A 16,620-nucleotide genomic window follows, 5' to 3' on the forward strand; every position below is an offset into this window, starting at 1 on the left:
GCATAGCCAAGTGCGACGCCTATCTTTGATGAGGTGGAGTTTATGGAGCGCTGGCGAGGGAAGGCACAGGCTCGCTAACCACGGTCGGCAATTGCAACTGGCGGTGTCAGCTATCTAGACTTGCAATCCACCATATCGTTGCGATAAAGCGTCCCAATCGGGGTTTTAGCAATGGATGCCAGCGAGCTATTAGGATTAGCACTCTGGAGCACTTCGGCTACGCCCGGCCGAAGTAGCCAGTAGCGAGAACGCATAGGCATCGGATCGCTATTGGAGACGAAGAAGGTGATACCGATCCCGGCAGGGACTTCAATCAGGTCGGCGTCAAAGCTCTCTACACCCATGTTCAGAGTATTGCACCAAGGGTTGGTTTCCAACGGATCGTAAACCAGATGATCGCGCAGGCTGGCCTTGAACGCTGCAAGGTCTGTCTGATTTTTTAGCATCTTGGAATCAATTCGCTCTTGAAAAGTCGTCAACACGCCGGGCAGGAATAGCAGACTGGTAATGACGATCAACACCAGCGGGACGTAGCGCTTGAAGTAAAGCAGCACCAGCATACTAAGCAGTAGCTGGGCGCTCATCAGACGGAAGTCATGCCAGAAGCCTGCGTGGAAGAAGACGATGCAGGCAGCAAGAATGCCGCCCAGGTTGAGAAAGTGGAAAACGCCTTCCTGGCAGGTTAACCATTGGAAACGCTTGATACCCACCAATGCAAATACCGCCAACCCTAGGACAAACAGAAGCTGCAGGGTGAAGGCGATTTCTGCCGGCGTTTTCAATGGGCTGAAAAATCCAGCCAGATTTTCAACGATTCGATTCAGATAGGCATTCAATGGATGCCCAATTGCCAGAATGCCCTGCCCGCCTAACAGATAGGGAGCACGTACTTGCTCGAACAAGATCATCAACGCCAGCCCCACCACTACCGTCACTATCAGGGACAGCAGAAACATCTTGCGAGTGGGCGCTAACATCAACAGCAGACAGGGTAGTAAGACAATCACCCACGAAGGTCGCAAAAGCGAAATAAAGGCGATGAAGACCAGCACACCCACCTTCAAAGCAAGTGAAGCGTGCTCACCCCGCCGCCAGAGCGGAATACACAATGCTGCCAGCATCACCGCCAGCGCATAGTGCAGCGTTTCCAGCATGCTCAGAGGGTAGTGCAACAAGCCTGGCCAGAATGTCAGCATGATCAGCGCCAGCATTCCCAACTGGCGTCCGTTCAGGCGTGCTGTCCAGCAGAAGCCAGCCAGCGCCAGCGTCAATGCGGTTAAATTAAACAGTGGAAAACTATATGGCTCCCACCCAAACAAGCTTCCCGGTATTGCATAGATAAGATAGAGCCAGGGACCCCAGGCATAAAAGTGGAACGCTTCCAGCGGCGCGGGCTGCTCCCACAGGGTGTAGTAACCGCCTTCCAGTCCAGCGCGGATAGCAGTGGCAACCTGGTGCCAGTGCATAATTTCATCGCTCCAGCTTGGCAGGACGTTCTGCCACTGTCCCCGGCTGGCGATCAATGTGGCGATAATCGTCATCACCGCCGGAATCAGGCTGACACTGATGATGGCGAGCAGGCGTATGTAGCGTGCCGTAGATACCGATAGGTCAGTTTCAAGGTGGGGGCTGGCGTACTGCACGAATGGGATCCTAGTATGATTGCGTAGACGGTTAAATGTACTTGAAATCCGCGGTGCTACTGAGTTGTCGGCGCCCAAGCCGCTGTACTACTTCCTTTAGCACGGGAGGCGAGGTAAATAGTCGGTGTATTTACTACGAGTAATACTCGCCATCATGGCGTACAGGTCAGCGAGACGTCCATAATATACAAGAGCTTTCTACGCATCATCAATGGCCGCAATCAGTTTTGACCAGCCACAAAAATTAAGCCTGATATGCGTATCGTTGTCAGCGTCTGAAAGGCGCAATGATGAGGAATTCATGCCAGGTATCCCCACGCTATGAAACTCGCACTTCTGATGTTAATTGCCACACCGATTTGTACGCCACAATCAGTGAAATCCCACAATACCAACGCAAGCTGGACTTGCCAGACTTTAACTTGATCAGCCCACCTCTGCACCTGATAAAGAGTCGAACTATTCGTTGCTCCCCAAGCGACCTCCCTTAGTATGCCATCGCAAGCCTATGCTCCGAAGATGCGGCCCATCGAACAGACCTAGACACCTCCCGACAAGCACCACGAGAGATTATAGATACCTCTCATATCGCACATACTAGTATATTTATACGTCATTTTTTTTCGTCTCAAATGGCTTTCGAGCCACAACCAATCTTGATCCGCCTATTGGAAAATTAACACCGATACTAATCAGCGCTAATTCAAGATTCAGCGCCCACTCGAAAATCTTGTTAATGACAGGATTTATGCGCAGTTCTGCCACCTCATCAACTTTCGCGCCTGTTTTATCATTTTTCATAACTCGAGACAAATACATTGCCGGTAATAATGTGCTTACAAAAGACGTGCTTCTAATTACTTCGAACCCAGCTTGAGCCACTTTAACATGCAACTCATCAGCTTCATATCTTCGGGCATGACAGGCATGCACATCAACCGAACTCCAAAGCCAACGATGTTGAGGAACTGTAATAAATAGCGTTCCATCAGGCTTAAGTGCCTTGAAGATCTGACGCAATACCAGTTCGTCTTCTTCGATATGCTCCAGCACATCGAAGGCACCGATGACATCTGGCGACACTTCAAAATTAATATGTCTGGCGTCCATCTGGGTGAATTCCACATCCGGAAGGCGCTTGCGAGCATAGAACAATCCTTCATTCAAAAACTCACTACCAGAGAGCTGGGCATCAGGGAACGAATTGGAAACTTCGGAAATAACAAACCCAGTCCCACATCCAATTTCATGATACAAATTGAACCCTGGACTGTATTTTTTTAACGCCCAAATAATAATTTTGTTTCTAGCGCGAAACCAAAAATTATTGGCCTCCAACGTTTCCAACTCACTGTAAAAATCTTTTCTAAAGGAAGCTTTCATTTCGAACCACCTTGAAAAACATAATACTTACAGACAAAGAAACCGAATATTGCAACCAGTACTATTGATATCGCCTGCACCACCTGATGAGGATAATGAAGAAAGTCTACAAACGTAAATAGCAGCAGAAAATTCAACAAATAACCGACCAGATGCATTTGAAGGTAACGGAAAAGTGTTCCTCGATTATCTTCCTGCGAAAAAGTCCATTTAAAATTAGCAAAAAAACTAAAAACGACACCTGTTAAATACATGAGTGTCATTGAAAATTTCGCGCCCCCCCCCAAGTAAACGATAAATAAGTACCCACAATAAATCAAACAATTACTCATCACACCGACAATGCCGTAGCGTATTAACTGACCGATAGCTGGACTGATTAAAATTTTCACTTTACTCCATCAACCTTACTACAACTGGTATAAAATCGGCATGAGTCGCATATCACCGCTGAATCAGTCAAACAAATTGGATCGACATTAGACATTAAAACGTCTTCCGCCCGACGACATACAAAGGCCGCTTCTTGGTTTCATCGAACGTTTTACCAACGTAGATACCAACAATGCCCTGAATGGAAATTATGACGCCACCAATGAAGAACATCGAGACCATCAGGCTGCTCCAGCCTGGAACGACGGTACCGTGAAGCACGGTAGAACCTAAAAGATACGCCCCGTAAAAAAATGATAGAAAGGCCATGGAAAAACCAAGTTTTACTGCTAATCGAAGGGGTTTGTCCGAGTATGCGATTATTGTTTCCATCGCTAAATCCCACAGCTTTGAAAACGTATAAGTACTCTTCCCCTGGAGTCGCTCAGCATGTTCAACCTCAATACCTGTGGTGCTAAAGCCCATCCAGTGAACCAAGGCACCAAAAAAACGTAGTTGCTCTCGCATCTGACAGAGATTATCAACAACCTCACGAGAAATGATACGAAAGTTTCCACTATCGCCATCATAATCAAAATCCGCCAAATAGCTAAACACTTTATAAAACAACCAGGAAGTTGCTCGTTTAAGTGGGGAGTCGCGTCGCTTACCCCGCAAGGCCAGAACAACATCGTACCCCTCCTTCGCCTTGGCATATAAACGTGGAATTTCTTCCGGGCGATCCTGGAGATCACAATCCATTACGACGACCCACTCCCCTCGACAACAATCAAGACCGGCAGTAATTCCATAGTGCTGACCAAAATTACGACTTAGTTGAATACCAAGCACCCGTGGATCTGCCTTTGCGAGGCGCTCTATTATTTGCCATGAGCGATCACCACCACAGTCTTCGACCAATAAGATTTCAAAATCTAGCGATATCTCTTCAAGCGATGTCTTTAATCGAAAATAAAGTTCGTCAAGCGAGGTCTCGGCTTTGTAAACCGGAACAATGACTGAAATATAAGGTTCAGCTATTTTTAGTGGCATCGTATTTCACGCTTCATATATTTTCAACAATAATGAGATTAAGTCTTTACCAAAACTGCATATAAGAAAAAAGTAATTCCTGCCTATAATAAAATATTCCAAATGCTGTATGCGCGAAAAACATTACCAGACAGAGGACATACTTTATCTTATCGATCCTCTTGATAGTAAACTTCTTTGCATTTTCAAGCAAAAAAACTAAAGAGAACAAAAACGTCAAATACAGCCCAATCTGTCCACTCCACCAAAAATTTCCGGCATACAGCCTATATCCACTTTCAGCGAAAAAATACGTCAGAACAAGCCCCATCAAAAGACAGGCACTGGACAAAATCAAAGCTTTTTCTTTTACAAATTCCTTTGAATAGCACAGGAACACAATAAGCGGGAATGCAATAGACAGGAAGAATTTCACAGTCAAAAAACTTGAATAATGACCCATACTCTCAAAGGGTAGCAAAACAACATGACTTTCATCATTACCAGTCCCCAATGAAAGACCTTGATAATAATAAGTATGAAAGAACTGAAGGCCTAACACCAAGAAAACCGGAAGAAAAAAAGCACTATATATATATCTGCGCGACAGTATGGACTTTAACTTACAAGCAACAATTAAAAACATCAGAAAGGCTGGCAATATTATGATAAGAAAATTCGGCTTCGAAACACCGCAGACAAATAATGATAAGGCAAAAGCAATGCCATTTGGCAAATCACTCTCTGACGTACTGGTCGCTGCTTTCAATACATAGCAGAATGCAATTAGAGACAAGGGCTTTAAGAGTAACATGGTGGGACTGTGGTACACAGTGATCCCAACATACCCAAAATACAAATGACCATCAATAAAATAAATAACTTGAAGCGGCGTAACGACGAGCAGACAGATCGAAAACAGTACAGCTATTAGCGGAGAGCTGCATTTGGCCAATAGTCTATAGTTCAAAATTGCCAAAAAATAGATGGCGAACACCACAACTATTGTTGACGACTTTACATAATCAATGGAAAATATGTTTTTTACCAGGATGACCAATATGTGATATAGCGGGTGCGGAAGAAGCAATTTTCCATGTTTTTCTATTTCGCCCGCCCACTTCAGATGGGCGATATAGTCTCCGCCAACCAATGACAACTTACTTATCAATGGCGTAAACATGACTACGCTAATTACTAGCAAGGCGATATAAGCAGCTAAATCAAACATGTGACGCGATCGCATGTTTAAGTCAGCTTCGCTTTTAATCACCATATGCTTATCCCTGTCCATACTGAGGGGTTTGACTGGCTTCGATATAATCATAATAATTACTCCCCTCTGCGTAGTTATTTCAGTTGAGATTACAAGACTCTAAAATTATTGAACGCGCCATATTTGAGCGACTTTCAGGGTGACTGCCAATTTACCGGCAGCGTTGCTCTCACAGGGCGCCTTCCCGATACACACCTGACGTCGAACAGGCCGAAATTGCAGCGGTTCAAAAATGACGCGCCCCCCCTATCATCTCGGGAGCAATTCAAGCTTCACCTTCTGAAATGCGGCCAGCCAAAACTGTTACTCTGCATTACAAGCACCTCAATCCACGGATCGCCGCTAATACAGGAGTATCAGTCGCGCCCGCGAGTATACCTGCTGGGGACGAGTGTCGTCTTCTGCTGGTGGCGCCGGCATGAGAATTGAGAAGTAATGCATTCGCCCCTTTCTGCGCGTTACCGAATCACTGCCTGTAAATCACAAATGCAGGTAAATAATCTGCACTAGGGCCGGGGTTTCTTGAGGTTATCAAAATCAAGATGTGTAGTGGTCTAATGAAACCGGACACCCATTTAGGCGAGAATGCTCGCCAGATCGAGGTGCCAGATGACCAAACAACGCCGTTCCTTTTCCGCTGAATTCAAACGCGAGGCTGCTGACCTCGTACTCAAGAAAAACTACGGCTACATCGAAGCCAGCCGTTCACTCGGCGTCGGCGAATCGGCCCTGCGCCGTTGGGTTGACCAGGTTCAGAAGGAGCGCCAAGGCATCACCCCGCAGAGTAAAGCGCTGACACCAGAACAGCAGAAATCCAGGAACTGGAAGCCCGGATCGCCCGCCTTGAACGGGAAAAATCCATATTAAAAAAGGCTACCGCGCTCTTGATGTCGGAAGATCACGAGCGTACGCGCTGATCAATCAGCTAAGCGTCCATGAGCCGATTGATTGGCTGCGCAAAGTGTTTGATATCAACCGCTCAAGCTACTACGCCCACCGCCTCAAACGGCGAACGCCTGATGTCGAACGGCTTCGGTTGCGCAGCCGGGTGAGCGAGTTGTTTTCACAAAGTCGCAGTGCTGCTGGCAGTCGTAGCCTTCTCTCGATGATGCGTGATGATGGTGAGCAACTCGGTCGGTTCAAAGTGCGCAGCTTGATGCGCGAGCTTCATCTCGTCAGTAAACAACCTGGCTCTCATGCCTATAAACGAGCGACGGTTGAACGGTTGGATATCCCGAACATCTTGAATCGGGAGTTCGATGTTCCGGCACCCAACCATGTGTGGTGCGGCGACATCACCTACATCTGGGCCCAAGGGAAATGGCATTACCTGGCTGTCGTGCTGGATCTTTGCACACGCCGGGTAGTGGGCTGGGCGTTGTCGGAAAAGCCGGACGCCGATTTGGTTATCAAGGCGCTGGATATGGCTTACGAGCAACGAGGAAAACCTCAGGGCCTGCTGTTTCACTCGGATCAAGGGTCGCAGTATGCGAGTCGTTTATTTCGCCAGCGGCTGTGGCGTTATCGCATGCGCTAGAGCATGAGCCGGCGGGAAAATTGCTGGGACAACGCGCCAATGGAACGCGTGTTCCGCAGCTTGAAAACAGAATGGATACCGACCACGGGCTACAGAACGGCTCAAGAAGCCCAGCGCGATATCAGCCATTTCTTGATCCATCGGTACAATTGGATTCGACCCCATCAATTCAATGATGGGCTGGCGCCAGCTCGGGCCGAAGAAAAACTTAACGTCGTGTCCGGGATTAGTTGACCACTACAGTTCGTCCATGTCACAGACGCCGTCGATGCTTGCGCCCTGTCAGCCGTCATCCTCGGATACCATCCGGGACTTGGGGTAACAGTTTTCTCTTGGAGAATATTCTGCGTTTCAGCATTCGACGAGACTCCGACACCTACTGGCGGCATAACCTATTCGGCCCTTGGTGACGGAGTTACTCGTCACTTACTACGGCTTCGGCTGACTTTTGCACGTTCATCCCGTCGCCTCTCGACGCTCGGTAGCACACTGGCAAACGTGCAGATCTCCCAGGGTAATTCGCGCGACCTTTCTGCTTATGCCTGTCGGGTTTACGTCGTAGCGTTCCGTGCAAGTATTGGGCTTTGATGATGCATGCCATCTCACCCCGCTACGTAGCCTAATCCGCTTCCTGTTCGTCAGGCCAGCATTTTGCCTCGGGCTTCCTTCAGATTCGCAGTCACCCGCGACACCCTTGCCTCTGGCTAACACTCCCCCTTGCCGGGTGTGTAGAGGACTTTCACCTCCAAGTTACCAGCGTGGCCACCACAGCCAAACTGGTTGCGCTTACGCGCAACGCGCCATGCCTGGCGCACATGCAAAAAGGCCGGTCAATGACCGGCCCCTAGCGTTGAGTTACAAGATTAGTTCACTTGAAGCTTTTCGCGGTTCTTGTCCAGAATCGCTTTCCCTATCCCTTTCACTTCCAGCAGTTCGTCTACGGACGAAAATGGACCATTACTGTCACGATAAGCAACAATCGCCTTGGCCTTGGCTTCCCCGATACCGGAGAGCTCACGCTGCAGGGTGGGTGCATCAGCGCCATTGAGATCGACTTTTCCAGTTTGCGCTTGAGGGGAAACTTCCAGCACCAAAGGTGCGTTGCCTGTCTCAGGCTTCACCGCAGGCGCAGCTATTGCAGCAATAGAGGCGCTGGTGAGCAGGGCAAAAACCAGGGAGTAGAAATAGCCAGTACGCATAATTGAAGCTCCATGACATCGATTAGGAAAGCAGCTTTTCCGAAGCTGCTCTCCAAACTTAGGCGATGTAATGGAGCTGTCAAAAGTGTGTCTGTTGCAGGATGTGAAACAATCAGGGTTCGAGGCGACGTTGTTGGTAGATCCAGTCGACGATCTCACCGTCAGGGGTGTAGCCGCTGACGGTGTCGCGCAGGAGTTGGCGGACGCGGGAGTAGTCATCCTGCTCAACTGCCGCCAACAGCTCAACCAGCCTTGCCTTGAGCACATCCCAGGAAAGGTAGTCCTCGCTGGCAGTCATGATCATTGGGTGGAGAGTCGCCGCAACGTTATCGCCAATCAGTAACTCTTCGTAAAGTTTTTCACCAGGACGAAGCCCCGTGAACTCGATGGCAATATCACCATGGGGATTCTTTTCCGATCGCACACTCAGACCAGAAAGGTGAATCATCTTTTCTGCCAGCTCTACAATCTTCACCGGCTCGCCCATATCCAGAACGAAAACGTCGCCGCCCTGCCCCATTGAACCTGCCTGAATCACGAGTTGGGCGGCCTCAGGGATAGTCATGAAATAGCGGGTGATCTTCGGATGAGTGACCGTGAGGGGACCACCCAACTGGATTTGTTTGTGGAACAACGGTATGACCGACCCAGAGGATCCCAGCACGTTCCCGAAACGCACCATCGTGAAACGGGTTTTATTGACCCGGGATACATTCGACGCATCGGCGAACAAGACAGGAGCCAGTTCGCGGCTCAGGGCCTGGAGCGTCATTTCAGCCAAACGCTTTGTACTGCCCATTACGTTGGTGGGCCTGACAGCCTTGTCCGTGGAAATAAGTACAAAGTTGGCAACACCAGCTTGCAACGCAGCTTGCGCGGTGTTCAGCGTACCGATGACATTATTGAGTACGCCTTCGGCAATATTGTGTTCAACCATCGGAACGTGCTTATAGGCCGCGGCGTGATAAACCGTATCGACGCGCCACGTCTTCATTACGTCCAACAGTTTGTCCTGGTTGCGCACAGAGCCAAGGATCGACACCAACTTTACAGGCAACGATTCGCGCGCAATCCGCTGCTCCAACTCCGACATGATGCTGTACAGGTTGAACTCACTGTGTTCAAACAGCATAAGTGTGGTGGGTCGCAAGGCGAGGATTTGCCGGCACAGTTCAGAGCCGATCGAACCACCGGCACCGGTAACCAAAACCACTTGCGCCTTGATGCAGTGTTCAAGCAGATCGCCCTGTGCCGGTACTGCATCACGGCCAAGCAGGTCGCCGATGTCCACCTCTTGAATATCATCGACTTTCACACGGCCGCTCGCCAGGTCCATAAAACCGGGAACACTTCGGACGTGCAATGGGAATCCTTCCAGGTACCCCAGAATCTCACGACGTCTTCCGCGATTGGCCGAGGGTATGGCCAGGAGAATTTCCTGGGCGCCAGTCGCATCGATCATCCGCTGAATATGCTTGGGCTTGTAAACCTGTAATCCTGAAATAACCCTGTCGGCAATACTGCTGTCGTCGTCGATAAAGGCGACCGGACGCATTGCCCGCCCCATGCGTAGTGCCGCAACGAGCTGGTTGCCGGCCGCCCCAGCGCCATAAATGGCAACCTTGGGCAATCCATTGTCCCTGTTCGTAAAAGGTACGTGCTGCGCAGCGGTAAACCAGTCACCGAGAAAATATTGACGCATTGCCAGCCGCAGCCCGCCGACCATCAGCAGACTTAGCCACCAATAATTGAAAACAATTGAGCGGGGCACAACATTCTGATGATTGCTATACCAATAGACCACAACGCCGAGGATGAGCGCCGACAGACTCACAGCCTTCACGATTTCAATCAGCGCATCGTTACCAAAGTAACGTAGAACCGCGCGATACAGACCGAAACGAACGAAGAGCGGAATCGCGATGACAGGAGCACACAGGAACAACCACGTGTGGTCTCTGAGCGGATTTATGAACTCGTCAATTCCAAGGCGAACGACAAAAGCCATCCAAAGCGCAATCCAGACCAACACTACATCGGTCCCAACCTGCATCAGCCTTTTTTGCCGCCGAGGAAGCTGGAGTAGCCATTGGCGAAGCATTTCAATATCCTTTTCAAAAAATCAAGCGACAAGCTTAAAGCTCAAGAGGTTTTATCTCAATTGACTTCAAGGTCTTATCTCCCTGCGCCCCCTGAAGACTGTGCTGGGAGGAAGAACCGAATCAACCTTCGCGTTGACCTGCCTTGAACCGCAAGGCCAAGAGAATCAATGGTACGTAGGCTATCAACAAACCGAAAAAACCGTCGAGACTGCCCACGGCCACCAGAATGGCTATCGGTAACAGCCAGATCAGATTTATACCGGCGACAGACAGGGTGATGGGCAGGTGACCACCAAACTGACGTGATGCATATTGATAGGCATGGCTGCGATGAGCCACGTGCACCTGTTCACCCTTGACCAGTCGGACAACAAGGGTGCAGGTCGCATCGACGATGAATACACCCAATAGAATGAGCCACCCCCATAATAATGCTGGGTTAACCCACGCTGCTTGCAACGACAAGACACCCAGCGTAATCCCTAGGAACCCACTACCTGCATCGCCCATGAAAATACGTGCGGGGGGGAAATTCCAATACAGAAAACCAGCCACTGCCAGGGCCAACGCTATCGGACCCCACACAAATTCGATGTACCCGGAAACAACATAAAGTAGCGCCCCGCCCAAGCACGCAAATATCGCTTCCATACTTGCCAATCCATCGATCCCGTCCATGAAGTTATAGAGGTTCAACAACCAAACAAGATAAAAACTTCCAAACACGTATCCAGCCCACGCCAAATTCACCGACATACCGAATAGCGGAATCGGCGCCAATCCGCCCACAAGAACCAATCCCGTGATCGCGGCGATAAAATGCCCCAATAACCGCCAACGTACCGTAATATGACTGAAATCGTCGAGAAAACCGATGACAGTGACTGCGACCCCTGGCACCGCGATCGCCCATATCAGGGACCAATGAACCTGCCCGGTCAGTGCAAGCAGAACTGCGCTTAATATAAATGAGATTACAAATGCCACGCCGCCGCCCCTAGGGGTAGGCAGCACATGAGAACTTCGTGCATTTGGTATATCTATAAGATTATTGGAGAGCATATATCGACGCAGTAGAGCGGTGCCAGTGAGTGCACCGACAAACGCCAACGATAAAATCCAATATAAGCTTGTCATCAACAACACTCCAAAAATTCTTTAGCCGTTCTATTCAAGGCATCTTGTACGGAAACTGGCGGATTCCAACCCAATAAAGTTTGGGTTTTACTGATATCAACCTGCAGTGATCCGCACAAACGCTGAGACAATGCTCGGCGCCCCAAAGCAACCGCACAGAAAACCAAAAATCGCTCAGGCACGGGAATTAAACGACTCTTGACACCTAGAGCCTCGGCAGTGCGACTCAGTAACTCAGTCGTAGACAAGTCAACGCCATCACTAACTAAAAATATTTGACCAGCGGCATTAGGATGCGTAAGGCAAACCAAAATCAAACTGATCAAATTTTCGAGCGAAACCAGGCTGCGCTTATTATAAATAGCGCCAAAAGGCAGAGGTATGCCTTTCTTGAGCCACCCCATCATATTTCGAAAATTAGCCTTGACACCCGGACCATAAATCAAGGTAGGACGAACAATTACAACTTCCATCCCAGTTTCCTGCGAAAGAGCAAGTAACGCCTCTTCCGCTTCCTTCTTGGAAATACCATACGGGTCGGAGGGAGCCGGATTATCGTCAGCAGTAAAAGAACGACCAGGATGCGTCTCCTCACCATTCACTTTAATAGAACTGATAAAGACAAAACGTTTAACTCCGGCTTGTGCCGCTTGCCGGGCAAGATTGACTGTGCCCTCTACATTAATCTTGCGAAACTCGGATAACGCATCCGCGGCGACCTCTTTCATCACATGCACCCGTGCAGCAGCATGAACGATAACCGCGACGCCCCTTAAACAATCCTGCCATTCGGTTGATGATGAGATATCAGGGATACAGAATGATTGGGAGTTTCCTACAGGCGTAGCAGCTTTTGAACGCACGACGGAAACTGGTAAACAACTCGATTGCTTATTCAAGGCGCTGACCAATGCGGATCCCACAAAGCCGGTTGCCCCGGTGACCAAGACTCGCTGAGGTGCGTGTTCTATATCAATAGTCAATTTGAGAAATCCCTGCGCTCGTTGATCAATAAATCAGAACAGTTGCTCGCCGCAAAATCGTTGAGAGCACGATCCCTGCAAGCAGCACCCATTGCCGACATTAATGGAATGTTATTCAACGCTGAGAGATTCGTCTTTTCAAGTGCAACAGTATCTCTGACAGGAACCAAAACTCCTGTTCCGCCATCGACTATTGCATCAGACAAGCCATTGATATCGGTAGCAATCGTGGACGCCCCCATTGCAGCGGCCCCCATAACGACTGTAGAAAATCCTTCCCGACAATTGGAGAGACATAAAAAATTATTCACAACATCGGAGAATGCCGAGACAAGTTCTTTAATATCTTTGTCAGGCGTAATTCTACCAAAAAATAAAAGAACTTTACTCGACTCAGGAATGTCCATATCGCCTCGCGACACACTTCGTGTTTCCGAGGAGTAGCGGGACCGATCAAACCGATTCAAATCGATGCCCAACCCAAGGCGCGCGATAGTACAGCGAAAAACTACCAAACCCACAATATCATTCCAGTCCCCAGTAGCCAGACATGGGGACATTTGCTCAAGCATGGTCTTGATAGCCAGCTCTACACCCTTGGGTTCCTTCCATATGTAAAGGTCCATGGTTCTGCCGCAGACTCTTCAAGTGTCCGAATTTCATTTTCTCTACCGACAGCTTAAAATTTTGGAGGTGTTCCAGGACCCCGCGTGTTTGCAGTTCCTTGAAAGGCGACCTGATGGTTTTTTGGTTTTTGGCATTTTCTCGTGAGCTTGGGGTTGCAACAATGGCTAATGAGCTTGGATAGTAGCAAAGTAGCATAGTGAAAAAACGTGCGGCAGCTAAACGGTGGGGCAAAAAAACGTCTCAGTGTGTCATTATGTGCCGCAAAATTCGTCGCCTGCCGGGTAACGATGCGCGGGCTCGAGCCGCTAAGCCTAATCCTACAGCAGATTGGCGACGATCGAGTTATCGCTTCGGTTTGTGTGTTCACCATCACCATTCCCTCTAAAACCCAGGCATACATTGCAGCCGGGAAGCCGATTTTGATGGCTGTCGACGGTGATACCGCAGATTTGGTGCGCGCTGCTGGTTGTGGGGTTGTTAGCGAGTCGGATAGTCCGCAGGCACTTGTGGCTGAGATCCTGGCGTTGATGGAGATCTCAGTTGAGGGACGCACCACCATGACTGAGAATGGGGCTGCGTTCTATCGAAAAGAACTGTCATTTCTAGTCGGTGCCGAGTGGTTTGGCGAGCATTTCAAGCGCTTGGCGAAATGATTTGGACGCTTTTTTCTCCAACGATAATCTGTTTTTCAAGGACCTCCGATGTCAAAACGCTTATTCGATATTGTAGCCTCCGTGGCCGGGTTGATTGTCTTGTCTCCCGTGATCGTGTTAGTCGCATACTTGATTCGCAAGCGATTGGGATCTCCGATTTTGTTTCGACAGGTTAGGCCAGGTCTCGGTGGTAAACCCTTTGAAATGGTCAAGTTTCGCACGATGCGGGATGCGTTGGACGCCAACGGTAACCCCTTGCCCGATTCGGAGCGAATGACAGATTTTGGTAGATTTCTTCGATCCAGTAGCTTGGATGAACTGCCTGAATTGTGGAACGTCTTAAAGGGAGATATGAGTCTGGTTGGGCCTCGCCCACTGTTGATGGAGTACTTACCTCTGTACGATATAATACAGGTTCGCAGACATGACGCACGCCCTGGCGTCACTGGGTGGGCTCAGATAAATGGCCGCAACGCACTGTCCTGGGAGGAGAAGTTCAAACTGGATGTGTGGTATGTAGATAATCAGTCCCTTTGGCTCGACCTCAAGATCATCTTCCTCACTGTCAAAAAAGTTTTGATCAGGGATGGGATCAGTGCTGAAGGGGAAGCCACAATGACCAAGTTCACCGGGTCAAAAAAATGAAGAGACTGGCAATTCTCGGTGCGAGTGGTCATGGCAAGGTTGTCGCCGACACGGCTGAATGTTGTGGATGGCGAGGCATCGAGTTCTTTGATGATGCATGGCCTGAGGTTTCATCCATCGGGATTTGGCCGGTAGTTGGAACAACCCACGACTTGCTCCACCGGGTGCAAGAGTTCGACGGTGTCCTGGTAGCTATTGGCAACAACAGTGTCCGCCGCGGCAAAATTGACGAACTGAAGGCATCAGGCGCACAAATTCCTACGTTGGTCCACCCTTCTTCGATCATAAGCCGATACGCTAAGATTGGGGCTGGAACCGTGGTGTTTGCATCGGCAGTGGTCAATGCCTATGCGACAGTCGGTGAAGGGGCGATTCTGAACACGGGCTGCAGCGTTGATCATGACTGCATTCTTGGTTTGTGCGTGCATATCAGTCCAGGTGCCCGCTTGGCAGGCTCTGTCAACGTAGGCGACGGAAGCTGGATAGGTATCGGCGCCTGCGTCAGGCAGATGCTCAGGATAGGCTCCAACGTGATGGTTGGTGCCGGTGCCGTTGTGGTCTGCGATATCTCTGATAGCAGGACTGTAGCTGGAGTCCCCGCTCGAGCGATTGTCAAATCCTGAGTGTTTAAGCATCGGATAAATGTGAATGATTAGCCGTTCGAACGTTCGACGGTTCTTTTTAAATTATGGATGGCAGGTAAAAACCGTGTTGAATACCCCATTTTCTCCTTGGCCTTCGTTCACTGAGGAAGAGGCCAATGCCGTTCGCGATGTGGTTCTTTCCAATAAAGTTAACTATTGGACCGGGCAAGAGTGTCGCGAATTTGAGAAGGAGTTTGCCACTTGGGCAAGCACGGAATATGCCATCGCCTTGGCGAACGGTACCGTTGCACTTGATCTTGCTTTAAATGCTCTGGGAATTGGGCGTGGAGACGAAGTCATCGTCACCCCCCGAACTTTTCTGGCGTCAGTTTCCAGCATCGTCAATGCCGGCGCGATTCCGGTCTTTGCCGAGGTCGACCGCGACTCCCAGAACATTACCGCGCAGAAAATCCAGGCTGTACTGACTCCCCGTACCCGGGGTGTAATCTGCGTGCACCTGGCTGGGTGGCCATGCGATATGGACCCGATCATGGAGCTTGCGGCTCTCCATGACCTCAAGGTAATCGAAGACTGCGCCCAGGCACATGGTGCTACGTATAAGGGGCGTCCGGTGGGTTCCATTGGTCATATAGGTGCTTGGTCATTTTGCCAAGATAAGATTATGACCACCGGGGGTGAGGGCGGGATGGTTACGACGAATGATCGAAGTCTCTGGTCGAAAATGTGGTCATTCAAGGATCATGGCAAGAGCTGGGAAGCCATTTACGAACGCGAGCATCCATCAGGCTTTCGTTGGTTGCATGAAAGTTTCGGTACGAACTGGCGGATGATAGAAGTGCAAGGAGTCATAGGACGGATTCAGCTTCGTCGCATGGCTGAGTGGCGTGCCAGCCGAGTCAATTATGCGGAACGTATTTGGTCGCTTGCTCGTGAGCTTAAAGGTTTGCGTGCTCCAGTGGTTCCTGAAGACTACGTTCATGCTGCTTATAAATGTTATGTGTTCATAGAGCCACAGCAGTTGAAGGCAGACTGGGACCGCGACCGCATTCTGTCCGCGATTTCCGCGCTTGGAGTTCCATGTTTTTCTGGTTCTTGCTCTGAGGTGTACCTAGAGAAAGCGTTTGATAATACCGGCTGGCGCCCAGAGGCACGACTGGCTGTGGCGAAAGAGTTGGGAGAGACAAGCCTGATGTTCATGGTGCATCCGACGCTGACTGAAGCCGAAATTGATAAGACCTGCGATGTGATTAGCAGCGTAATGCAGCAAGCCAGCAAGCCCTAGCGCTACTTCGGCCCTGGAACATCTGCGGGATCTCCCGGGCCAGCTTCTTGCTGGTTCGGGAGTTGCGATAAATTGTCTTGTCTCCCTAAACCCAGTCCCGATCCCGCACATGCGCAACGGAAGTTTATCGAGGCGCAAAATGCA

General features: G+C 49.7%; 14 protein-coding genes and 2 pseudogenes. 5 read left to right on the top strand and 11 right to left on the bottom strand.

The genetic code is table 11. The features are described from left to right. Positions 1 to 110 precede the first annotated feature (110 nt). The 5 genes from DJ564_RS23345 to DJ564_RS23365 all read right to left on the bottom strand — a co-directional run bounded on the left by DJ564_RS23345 (position 111) and on the right by DJ564_RS23365 (position 5,706). A complete protein-coding gene (locus tag DJ564_RS23345) occupies positions 111 to 1,643 on the bottom strand; it encodes a hypothetical protein (RefSeq protein ID WP_109633692.1) in 1,533 nt (510 codons plus the stop codon). A 606-nt stretch (positions 1,644 to 2,249) separates the two neighbouring features. Then, positions 2,250 to 3,026: a class I SAM-dependent methyltransferase gene (locus tag DJ564_RS23350; RefSeq protein ID WP_109633694.1), complete on the bottom strand. Its 777-nt coding sequence runs from the start codon at positions 3,024 to 3,026 to the stop codon at positions 2,250 to 2,252. Further along, complete coding sequence (locus DJ564_RS23355; protein WP_218277764.1) at positions 3,023 to 3,418, bottom strand: GtrA family protein; 396 nt, start codon at positions 3,416 to 3,418, stop codon at positions 3,023 to 3,025. The genes DJ564_RS23350 and DJ564_RS23355 overlap by 4 nt, the downstream gene beginning before the upstream one ends. A gap of 94 nt (positions 3,419 to 3,512) precedes the next feature. Further along, complete coding sequence (locus tag DJ564_RS23360; RefSeq protein ID WP_109633696.1) at positions 3,513 to 4,451, bottom strand: glycosyltransferase family 2 protein; 939 nt, start codon at positions 4,449 to 4,451, stop codon at positions 3,513 to 3,515. Between the two features lie 46 nt (positions 4,452 to 4,497). Beyond that, a complete protein-coding gene (locus DJ564_RS23365) occupies positions 4,498 to 5,706 on the bottom strand; it encodes a hypothetical protein (RefSeq protein WP_162556233.1) in 1,209 nt (402 codons plus the stop codon). A 609-nt stretch (positions 5,707 to 6,315) separates the two neighbouring features. Between DJ564_RS23365 and DJ564_RS23370 the strand changes: the two are divergent. Beyond that, a pseudogene (locus tag DJ564_RS23370) lies at positions 6,316 to 7,477 on the top strand (IS3 family transposase). 629 nt (positions 7,478 to 8,106) lie between these two features. Here DJ564_RS23370 and DJ564_RS23380 read toward each other — a convergent pair. From DJ564_RS23380 to DJ564_RS32920, 6 genes and pseudogenes are all read right to left on the bottom strand, one after another. After that, positions 8,107 to 8,442 (bottom strand): helix-hairpin-helix domain-containing protein, encoded by a 336-nt coding sequence (locus DJ564_RS23380; protein ID WP_109633699.1) that lies wholly within the window; start codon positions 8,440 to 8,442, stop codon positions 8,107 to 8,109. Positions 8,443 to 8,554: 112 nt separating this feature from the next. After that, a complete protein-coding gene (locus DJ564_RS23385) occupies positions 8,555 to 10,543 on the bottom strand; it encodes a nucleoside-diphosphate sugar epimerase/dehydratase (RefSeq protein WP_162556234.1) in 1,989 nt (662 codons plus the stop codon). Positions 10,544 to 10,664: 121 nt separating this feature from the next. Continuing rightward, on the bottom strand, positions 10,665 to 11,681 hold the full coding sequence (locus DJ564_RS23390) for a glycosyltransferase family 4 protein (protein WP_109633702.1): 1,017 nt from the start codon (positions 11,679 to 11,681) through the stop codon (positions 10,665 to 10,667). Continuing rightward, positions 11,681 to 12,664 carry an SDR family oxidoreductase gene (locus tag DJ564_RS23395; RefSeq protein WP_109633704.1) on the bottom strand — a complete coding sequence of 328 codons (984 nt, stop codon included), beginning with the start codon at positions 12,662 to 12,664 and terminating at the stop codon, positions 11,681 to 11,683. Before DJ564_RS23395 ends, DJ564_RS23390 begins: the two co-directional genes overlap by 1 nt. Next, positions 12,661 to 13,071, bottom strand: coding sequence for a glycosyltransferase (locus tag DJ564_RS23400; protein WP_218277765.1), 411 nt, complete (start codon positions 13,069 to 13,071; stop codon positions 12,661 to 12,663). Before DJ564_RS23400 ends, DJ564_RS23395 begins: the two co-directional genes overlap by 4 nt. 67 nt (positions 13,072 to 13,138) lie before the next feature. Continuing rightward, positions 13,139 to 13,290 (bottom strand): annotated as a pseudogene (locus DJ564_RS32920) (hypothetical protein); the annotation flags it as partial. Between the two features lie 207 nt (positions 13,291 to 13,497). On the opposite strand from DJ564_RS32920, the gene DJ564_RS23405 reads away from it, so the two are divergent. The 4 genes from DJ564_RS23405 (at position 13,498) to DJ564_RS23420 (ending at position 16,476) form a co-directional block, all read left to right on the top strand. Then, entirely contained in the window at positions 13,498 to 13,944 is a 447-nt protein-coding gene (locus tag DJ564_RS23405) for a hypothetical protein (protein ID WP_256597448.1), read from the top strand. A gap of 48 nt (positions 13,945 to 13,992) precedes the next feature. Next, positions 13,993 to 14,589 carry a sugar transferase gene (locus DJ564_RS23410; RefSeq protein ID WP_109633707.1) on the top strand — a complete coding sequence of 199 codons (597 nt, stop codon included), beginning with the start codon at positions 13,993 to 13,995 and terminating at the stop codon, positions 14,587 to 14,589. Next, positions 14,586 to 15,212: an acetyltransferase gene (locus tag DJ564_RS23415; RefSeq protein WP_109633708.1), complete on the top strand. Its 627-nt coding sequence runs from the start codon at positions 14,586 to 14,588 to the stop codon at positions 15,210 to 15,212. The genes DJ564_RS23410 and DJ564_RS23415 overlap by 4 nt, the downstream gene beginning before the upstream one ends. An 85-nt stretch (positions 15,213 to 15,297) precedes the next feature. Beyond that, positions 15,298 to 16,476 (top strand): DegT/DnrJ/EryC1/StrS aminotransferase family protein, encoded by a 1,179-nt coding sequence (locus DJ564_RS23420; RefSeq protein WP_109636174.1) that lies wholly within the window; start codon positions 15,298 to 15,300, stop codon positions 16,474 to 16,476. The last annotated feature ends 144 nt before the right edge of the window (positions 16,477 to 16,620 follow it).

Origin of the sequence: Pseudomonas sp. 31-12, assembly GCF_003151075.1 — a bacterium.
GTDB lineage: Bacteria > Pseudomonadota > Gammaproteobacteria > Pseudomonadales > Pseudomonadaceae > Aquipseudomonas.

What these genes read in the sequence shown, in the direction of transcription:
- DJ564_RS23350 (WP_109633694.1), bottom strand. Translation starts at nt 3,026, where the DNA reads ATGAAAGCTTCCTTTAGAAAAGATTTTTACAGTGAGTTGGAAACGTTG.
- DJ564_RS23360 (WP_109633696.1), bottom strand. Translation starts at nt 4,451, where the DNA reads ATGCCACTAAAAATAGCTGAACCTTATATTTCAGTCATTGTTCCGGTT.
- DJ564_RS23365 (WP_162556233.1), bottom strand. Translation starts at nt 5,706, where the DNA reads ATGGTGATTAAAAGCGAAGCTGACTTAAACATGCGATCGCGTCACATG.
- DJ564_RS23380 (WP_109633699.1), bottom strand. Translation starts at nt 8,442, where the DNA reads ATGCGTACTGGCTATTTCTACTCCCTGGTTTTTGCCCTGCTCACCAGC.
- DJ564_RS23385 (WP_162556234.1), bottom strand. Translation starts at nt 10,543, where the DNA reads ATGCTTCGCCAATGGCTACTCCAGCTTCCTCGGCGGCAAAAAAGGCTG.
- DJ564_RS23390 (WP_109633702.1), bottom strand. Translation starts at nt 11,681, where the DNA reads ATGACAAGCTTATATTGGATTTTATCGTTGGCGTTTGTCGGTGCACTC.
- DJ564_RS23400 (WP_218277765.1), bottom strand. Translation starts at nt 13,071, where the DNA reads ATGGACATTCCTGAGTCGAGTAAAGTTCTTTTATTTTTTGGTAGAATT.
- DJ564_RS23410 (WP_109633707.1), top strand. Translation starts at nt 13,993, where the DNA reads ATGTCAAAACGCTTATTCGATATTGTAGCCTCCGTGGCCGGGTTGATT.
- DJ564_RS23415 (WP_109633708.1), top strand. Translation starts at nt 14,586, where the DNA reads ATGAAGAGACTGGCAATTCTCGGTGCGAGTGGTCATGGCAAGGTTGTC.